The sequence below is a fragment of the Pontibacterium sp. genome (assembly GCF_041587635.1).
Lineage (GTDB): Bacteria > Pseudomonadota > Gammaproteobacteria > Pseudomonadales > Balneatricaceae > Pontibacterium.
Genome location: NZ_JBFGYC010000156.1, coordinates 1 through 7,356, shown reverse-complemented (window position 1 = coordinate 7,356; position 7,356 = coordinate 1). Strand labels below are relative to the sequence as shown.

General features: G+C 51.5%; 7 protein-coding genes. 3 read left to right on the top strand and 4 right to left on the bottom strand.

Translation table 11 applies throughout. The features are described 5' to 3' along the window. Window positions 1-241 precede the first annotated feature (241 nt). The 4 genes from ABYW01_RS09650 to ABYW01_RS09635 all read right to left on the bottom strand — a co-directional run bounded on the left by ABYW01_RS09650 (window position 242) and on the right by ABYW01_RS09635 (window position 5,293). Window positions 242-1,711, bottom strand: coding sequence for a NarK family nitrate/nitrite MFS transporter (locus ABYW01_RS09650; protein ID WP_372832359.1), 1,470 nt, complete (start codon window positions 1,709-1,711; stop codon window positions 242-244). Between the two features lie 192 nt (window positions 1,712-1,903). Next, window positions 1,904-2,821 (bottom strand): ABC transporter ATP-binding protein, encoded by a 918-nt coding sequence (locus ABYW01_RS09645; RefSeq protein WP_372832358.1) that lies wholly within the window; start codon window positions 2,819-2,821, stop codon window positions 1,904-1,906. A gap of 24 nt (window positions 2,822-2,845) precedes the next feature. After that, window positions 2,846-3,853, bottom strand: coding sequence for an ABC transporter permease (locus tag ABYW01_RS09640; protein WP_372832356.1), 1,008 nt, complete (start codon window positions 3,851-3,853; stop codon window positions 2,846-2,848). A gap of 60 nt (window positions 3,854-3,913) precedes the next feature. After that, a complete protein-coding gene (locus ABYW01_RS09635; RefSeq protein WP_372832355.1) occupies window positions 3,914-5,293 on the bottom strand; it encodes a CmpA/NrtA family ABC transporter substrate-binding protein in 1,380 nt (459 codons plus the stop codon). A 75-nt stretch (window positions 5,294-5,368) separates the two neighbouring features. On the opposite strand from ABYW01_RS09635, the gene ABYW01_RS09630 reads away from it, so the two are divergent. The 3 genes from ABYW01_RS09630 to ABYW01_RS09620 all read left to right on the top strand — a co-directional run. Continuing rightward, the gene (locus ABYW01_RS09630) at window positions 5,369-5,635 is read left to right on the top strand and encodes a hypothetical protein (RefSeq protein ID WP_372832353.1); all 267 of its coding nucleotides are present in this window, start codon (window positions 5,369-5,371) and stop codon (window positions 5,633-5,635) included. Window positions 5,636-5,832: 197 nt separating this feature from the next. Beyond that, window positions 5,833-6,876: an ACR3 family arsenite efflux transporter gene (gene arsB, locus ABYW01_RS09625; protein ID WP_372832352.1), complete on the top strand. Its 1,044-nt coding sequence runs from the start codon at window positions 5,833-5,835 to the stop codon at window positions 6,874-6,876. Continuing rightward, on the top strand, window positions 6,869-7,356 hold a 488-nt coding region (locus ABYW01_RS09620; protein ID WP_372832351.1), incomplete at its 3' end, for a permease. The genes arsB and ABYW01_RS09620, both read left to right, overlap by 8 nt.

The window sequence follows — 7,356 nt, the reverse complement described above, 5'->3', positions numbered from 1 at the left end:
GTTCAATCTTAGTGTGTTGGGTATCGCGTTGCTCGACCCAACCTACAGGAGCGATGTAGGTTACCTTGTTCCCATGCTCCCGCGTGGGAATGCATATCGCTTTATATGTCACAGTGATACGGGACGATGGATTAGCCGGAACCCACTGTATGGGTTCCCACGGAGGACCGTGGGAACCCGCAACACACAGGCGCGATGTAGGTTGGGATGAGCGCAGCGACTCCCAACAAGCGGGTGCCGGTTAAGACACCTCGATCAGCTCGACGGTGCCGTCTTCTTTCACTTCTGCCATGTGGCCTTTAGGTTCTTCCAGGAACAGCAGGGCGATAAAGCCAAGAACCGCCGTACAGGCAATGACACTGAAGAAGATCTCATAACTCACCATAGACAAAATCGTCAGGTAGAACACAGCACCGACGTTACCGTAGGCACCGGTCATCCCTGCAATCTGGCCGGTCAGACGGCGTTTGATTAGAGGCACCACCGCAAAAACCGCACCTTCACCGGCCTGTACGAAGAACGAACATGCCATGGCGGTGAGCACTGCCAGAATCAGTGACCAGGTACTATCGATCATCGACATCAGCGCGTAACCCACGGCCAGACCGGCGGTCAGAATCAGCAGAGTTTTCTTACGACCGAATCGGTCACTGATCCAGCCACCACCCGGACGGGACATCAGGTTCATAAAGGCATAAGCAGACGCCAGCAGACCGGCATAGACCATGTCCAGTTCGAACACATCGGCGAAGAACAGCGGCAGCATAGACACCACGGCCAGTTCAGAACCAAAGGTTGCGAAGTAGAGTACATTCAATACCGCGACCTGCTTGAACTTGTACTGGTGAACTTCCGGCACCGGTTTTTCGAAGATCTCACGGTTCACATCGTATGCGCTGTAGCAGTCGTAGATGAAAATAGCCGCCAGTGCGATGTAGATACCCAGTGCGACAGCATCGGACAGCATGGAAACGCCCGCCGGAGACAGCTTCCAGGTCAGCAGCGCCAGCGCAGCGTACATAGGAATCTTCATCACCAGCAGGAAGACGAAGTCAGATTTGCTGGTCACTTCCAGACCGCCAATCTTTTTCGGCTTGAAGTAGGTGGAGCCCTTTGGTGTATCGGTTACGTTTTTGTACCAGATAAAGCTGAAGACCAGACAGATTGCACCGGTCAGGCCAACCGCATAACGCCAGCCATCTTCGCCACCAAATACAATGGCGAGGGTTGGCAGCAACATAGCTGCCGCCGCAGAACCAAAGTTGCCCCAACCGCCATAGATACCTTCTGCCGTACCCAGTTCATTGGCTGGGAACCACTCGCTCACCATGCGGATACCAATGACGAAACCGGCACCGATGAAACCCAGCAGGAAGCGGGAGATCGCCGCTTCCATAAAGTTGCTGGACAGCGCAAACATAAAGCAGGGGATGCTGGCGAAGAAGAGCAGCGCCGCATAGGTAATACGCGGACCAAATTTATCGGTCAGCATACCAACGATGATGCGGGCCGGGATGGTGAGGGCTACGTTCAGGATCAGCAGGGTTTTGATTTCGGATTTGGTCAGGCCAAGGGATTCAGCGATAGAACCCAGCAAAGGCGCATGGTTAAACCAAACAAAGAACGTGATGAAGAATGCGATCCAACTGAAATGAAGGATCTTCATCTTTCCCGTAAAGGAAAGCAGGTTGAGTTTTCCGCTGTCGTGCATGTGATTGCCCTCTATAAAAACGCAAAAAGGCGTTCAGCCCGCACCAATTCAGGAGCGGGGCATGAACGCCTTTGTTCAAATCTGTGCAGGCAAAGCAGTGGTTGAGCCAATGTGGTGCGCCTTTGCACCGGTTTGGAGATGGCTGCTTTGCCGGGCTTAAGCTTTAACCCCCGTGTTTATGGGGCTTCGGACTTAGGCCGCTTTAACTTTTTCACTGTCGGCGGTGGTTTCGGTCATTGAAACTTCACCTTTTGTCTCTTTTGATTGCAGGTTGTGTGCCAGCTTTTCTTCTTCTGCCGGTTTTTGACTGGTTTCGCCGGTGTCCGGTTTGCGCTGTTTTTCGTACAGGAAGCTCAGTACAGCTGCGCGGTACTGGTTGTACTGCGGGTCATCGGCCAGTGCGATACGGTTACGCGGACGGGGCAGATCGATCTCCAGAATCTCACCCACCGTGGCTTCAGGGCCATTGGTCATCATCACAATACGGTCAGAGAGCAGCACCGCTTCATCCACATCGTGGGTGATCATGATCACGGTGTTGTTCAATTCGTTCTGAATCTCCATCAACGAATCCTGCAGGTGTGCACGGGTGAGGGCGTCCAGTGCACCAAAGGGTTCATCCATCAGCAGAACTTTAGGTTCCATCGCCAGTGCACGGGCGATCCCCACGCGTTGTTTCATACCACCGGAGATCTCTTCGGGTCGTTTATGCATCGCGTGGGTCATATGGACCAGTGAAAGATTGTGTTCAATCCAGTCTTTCATCTCGGCTTTGCTTTTCTTGCCCTTAAAGACCTGATTCACCGCCAGCTCAACGTTTTCGTAGGCGGTCAGCCATGGCAGCAGAGAGTGGTTCTGGAACACCACCGCACGCTCAGGGCCGGGTTCGTTGACCTCTTTGCCGTCGAGCAATACGCCGCCTTTAGTGGCCTGATATAAACCGGCGACAATATTGAGGACGGTGGATTTACCGCAACCGGAGTGACCAATCAGGGAGATGTATTCGCCTTTTTTGATCTTCAGATTCACATTGTCCAGCGCCTTAAACGGGCCGTCTGGGGTTGGGAACTCAATATCAACCCCGGTCAGTTCGAGATGTGTTGTTGTCATCAGTCTTCTCCTTATGAGGTTGAATTAGCGCAGAATGGCTGTTTTATCCCAAGACACTTTCTTCTGGATCAGCAGCATGATGCGGTCCAGCAGGAAGCCAATCAGGCCAATCACCAGTACGGCGACCATGATGCGCCCCAGTGAGTTGGAGCTACCGTTCTGGAACTCATCCCAGACGAATTTGCCGAGCCCCGGGTTCTGAGCCAGCATCTCTGCAGCGATCAGTACCATCCATGCAATACCCAGCGACAAACGCAGGCCGGTAAACATCATCGGAATGGACGACGGCAGTACAATCTTCACTACGTGAGTAAAGAAGGAGAGGCGTAATACCTGGGAGACGTTCTGAAGATCTTTACTGATACCGGAAACACCGACAGCGGTGTTCAGTAGCGTTGGCCACAAACAGCACAGTGATACAGTGACCAGCGAGGTGATAAAGGATTTGGCAAACATTGGATCTTTGCTGACGTACACCGCACTGACCACCATGGTAACCAGAGGCAGCCATGCCAGTGGTGATACGGGTTTGAACAGCTGAATCAGCGGATTCAACGCGGAGTACAGAGGCTGATTCAGACCGATCATAATGCCTGCAGGGATCGCGATCAGTGAAGCAAAGAAAAAGCCCGCGAGTACGGTGATCAGGCTGGTGCCGATCTGATCGAAAAACGTCGGCTTACCGGTATAGGGGCGAACCTTGATCTTGGCATCCGGATTCTTTTCCAGTTTCTTAGCGTTGCGTTTCTCCTGTCGCTCGTAGAAAGCGACCTCTTTTTGGCGTTCAGCCTGATGATCGTCGATCAGGCCAAGCGTTTGTTCGTAAACTTGTGCAGGGCCGGGAAACGTACCCAGAGAGGTGTGAATATTTTTGGCACCTATATCCCAGATCAGCAGAAAGACCAGCATGCCAATCAAAGGCAAAATGAGCTGTTTTAAGCTCTGCAACGCAGACTGAATCGGATTTTCACACTGGAAGGCTGATAGCAGAGCTGCCAGCGGATTAGATGATTTTGTAGATGAATGGCTCATAATGGATACTCCCGCAAAACGCTCCCCACCGGCGATACCTTGCCAGCAGGGAGCAGGTCATCAGATTTTCTGATCGTCTTTCAGACCAATTTCAAACTTCTTCAGATACTCATTTGGCTTAGAGCCGTCGTACGTAATGTTGTCGATGAAGTGTGTTTGCGGTGCTTTGAAGCCGTCTTCAGTGGCAAAATCCGGGAACTCTGCAGCACTGATCACACCATCGGCGATCAGCTCTTCAGCCGCCTGGCGGTAGATATCAGGACGGTATACTTTTTTGGCAATATCCATGTACCAGCTATCCGGTTTCGGATCTGCAATCTGACCCCAACGGCGCATCTGTGTCAGATACCAGATCGCATCGGAGTAGTACGGATAGGTTGCGTTGTGGCGGAAGAATACGTTGAAATCAGGCACATCACGCTTGTCACCCTTTTCGTATTCGAAGGTGCCGGTCATGGAGTTGGCGATGACATCGTAATCGGCCCCTACATATTCAGACTGGGACAGAATTTTTACTGCTTCCGGACGGTTGGCGTTGTTTTTGTCATCCAGCCACTTAGCTGCACGGATCATCGCTTTCACGACGCGCAGGTGAGTGTTCGGATATTCTTCCGCCCAGTGTTTGGATACGCCGAACACTTTCTCCGGGTTGTTTTTCCAGATTTCATAATCGGTTACCACCGGTACGCCGATGCCTTTGAATACGGCCTGCTGGTTCCAGGGTTCACCCACGCAGTAACCGTAGATGGTGCCGGCTTCCATCGTGGCTGGCATCTGAGGTGGAGGGGTAACAGAGAGCAGTGCATCGGCATCGATCTGACCGGATGTGTCCCCTTTGTGAGGCGCGTAGTAACCCGGGTTGATGCCACCGGCCGCCAGCCAGTAACGCAGTTCATAGTTGTGGGTCGAGACCGGGAATACCATCCCCATGTTGAACGGCTTACCTTCGTCCTTGTATTTCTCGATGACGGGTTTTAACGCATCCGCTTTGATTGGATGTGCCGGCTTGCCGTCCGGGCCGTTGGGGATGTATTGCTTCATCTGATCCCAGATGTCGTTCGATACGGTAATCGCGTTGCCGTTCAGGTCCATGCTGAAGGCGGTAATGATGTCGGCTTTTGTACCAAAACCGATGGTGGCTCCCAGTGGCTGCCCCGCCAGCATGTGCGCACCGTCAAGTTGTCCATCAATCACACGGTCTAGCAATACCTTCCAGTTTGCCTGTGCTTCCAGTTGCACATACAGACCTTCGTCCTCGAAGTAACCCTTCTCATAAGCGATGGCCAGTGGTGCCATGTCAGTCAGCTTGATGAAGCCGAACTTCAGGTCTTCCTTTTCCGGTTCGCCGATTGCAGCCCATGCAGGTGCTGTAGCCAGACTAGCCGCCAATACTGTCGTGCTGATGACACGACTTAACAGGGAGTGTGATTTCTTGAACATAGTCATCTCCGTTGATAACCCAAAAATAAAAAAGACGTCGTTCCGCACCAGTATTGACTGGGAGAACAGACGCCTTTGCCTGATGCTGTTCCGGTTGTGTGTTCAGTACACGTCAGCGTGTACTTGTCCGGTTATTTATCTGGCACCGCCATTGGTGCACTTGATGTCATGGAGTTAGCAGGAGGCGTGCCAGTTTTTTTAAATTATTTTATTTCAATAGGTTATTGGTTTTTAAAGATGGATTTCGAGGGTGGGTATATTAATGCTGCGCTGCATCATAGGGCGAGTGATAAACCCTGGGCATCGTTTTGGCGCAGTTATGCCTTTTGGTTAAGGGATTAGATCGGTGCACTTTTGGACAACGCTCGTGTCGGCTGAAAATCAGTTTCCAAGATCAAAAGACAAACATATGCGATAAATCATATATATTTAAAATCATATATGATTAAATTCGCATATACCGTTGCCCTATCTCATTTGTGAATAGAAACGGATGAGCAGGCAGCAATAAACACGTGCCGTATTAGGAAAGGATAAACATGGGTATTTTTGAGCGCTATCTATCAGTTTGGATCGCACTGTGTATCGCGGTGGGTGTGCTGCTAGGGAACTGGATACCAACGGTTTTTGCGGTCATTGCTGAATTGGAAGTGGCCCACGTCAATCTTGTAGTGGCGTTGTTCATCTGGGTGATGATTTACCCGATGATGGTGCAGATCGACTTTTCCCGCATTCGGGACGTTGGCAAAAAACCACGGGGTTTAATGCTGACGTTGGTGATCAACTGGCTGATCAAGCCTTTCTCAATGGCGGCCTTGGGCTGGCTCTTCTTCAAAGTACTGTTTGCCGATCTGGTTGACCCTCAGTCAGCAGGGGAATACATAGCAGGTATGATTCTGTTAGGTGTTGCGCCCTGTACAGCGATGGTGTTCGTCTGGAGTCAACTCACAGACGGGGACCCGGATTACACGCTGGTGCAGGTGTCAGTCAACGACCTGATCATGATCTTCGCCTTCGCTCCTATCGCCGCATTCTTGCTGGGGGTGAGCGACATTGCGGTGCCTTGGGAAACCTTGCTGCTGTCCGTGGTGCTTTATGTGGTGTTACCCCTTATCGCAGGTATCTTCACTCGGAATCGATTGAATAGGCGATTGGGGAAAGATGGCGAGAAGCATAATCTGGAACACTTCCTCCACAGAATGAAACCCTGGTCCGTGCTGGGATTATTGGCAACGGTCGTGTTGTTGTTCGGTTTTCAGGCCGAAGTTATTTTGACTCAGCCCCAGACGATTGTACTGATAGCGATTCCGCTGTTGCTTCAGACCTACGGGATCTTTCTGATCGCGTATCTGGCAGCGAAAAAACTGCGTTTGCCGCACAACATCGCGGCACCGGCGTGCCTGATCGGGACATCTAATTTCTTCGAACTGGCGGTTGCGGTGGCGATCTCGTTGTTTGGTCTGCATTCTGGTGCGGCGCTGGCGACTGTGGTCGGTGTGCTGGTAGAGGTGCCAGTGATGCTGTCATTGGTGATGATCGTGAACCGCACACGTCACTGGTTCCAGGAGGAACAGAATGTTTGAGGTATTTACCCATTTTGCCGATTGGTTAGTGTACGAAACATTTGGTTTGGCAGCTGACACGAAACACGGGGATGCATTGCATTTTTTCGTGGAAGACACGACGAAGATCTTTGCCCTGTTGTTGGTGATGATCTATCTCGTGGCGTGGCTAAGGGCATCGCTTAATGTCGAGCGGGTGCGCGACTATCTGGCCAGTAAACATCGTGGTGTCGGTTATCTGTTAGGTTCAATGTTTGGCGCGATCACGCCTTTTTGTTCCTGCTCCAGCATACCGGTGTTTCTGGGGTTTACGTCAGCGGGGATTCCGGTAGGTATCACGATGGCCTTTTTGTTGACCTCTCCGTTGATCAATGAAGTGGCCGTGCTGTTATTACTGAGCCTGCTGGGATGGAAATTTACCCTGATGTACGTGCTGGTGGGGATTTGCGTGGGTGTCATTGGCGGCATATTTCTTGATCTGATCAAGGCTGAACAGTGGCT

What these genes read in the sequence shown, in the direction of transcription:
- ABYW01_RS09650 (WP_372832359.1), bottom strand. Translation starts at nt 1,711, where the DNA reads ATGCACGACAGCGGAAAACTCAACCTGCTTTCCTTTACGGGAAAGATG.
- ABYW01_RS09645 (WP_372832358.1), bottom strand. Translation starts at nt 2,821, where the DNA reads ATGACAACAACACATCTCGAACTGACCGGGGTTGATATTGAGTTCCCA.
- ABYW01_RS09640 (WP_372832356.1), bottom strand. Translation starts at nt 3,853, where the DNA reads ATGAGCCATTCATCTACAAAATCATCTAATCCGCTGGCAGCTCTGCTA.
- ABYW01_RS09635 (WP_372832355.1), bottom strand. Translation starts at nt 5,293, where the DNA reads ATGTTCAAGAAATCACACTCCCTGTTAAGTCGTGTCATCAGCACGACA.
- arsB (WP_372832352.1), top strand. Translation starts at nt 5,833, where the DNA reads ATGGGTATTTTTGAGCGCTATCTATCAGTTTGGATCGCACTGTGTATC.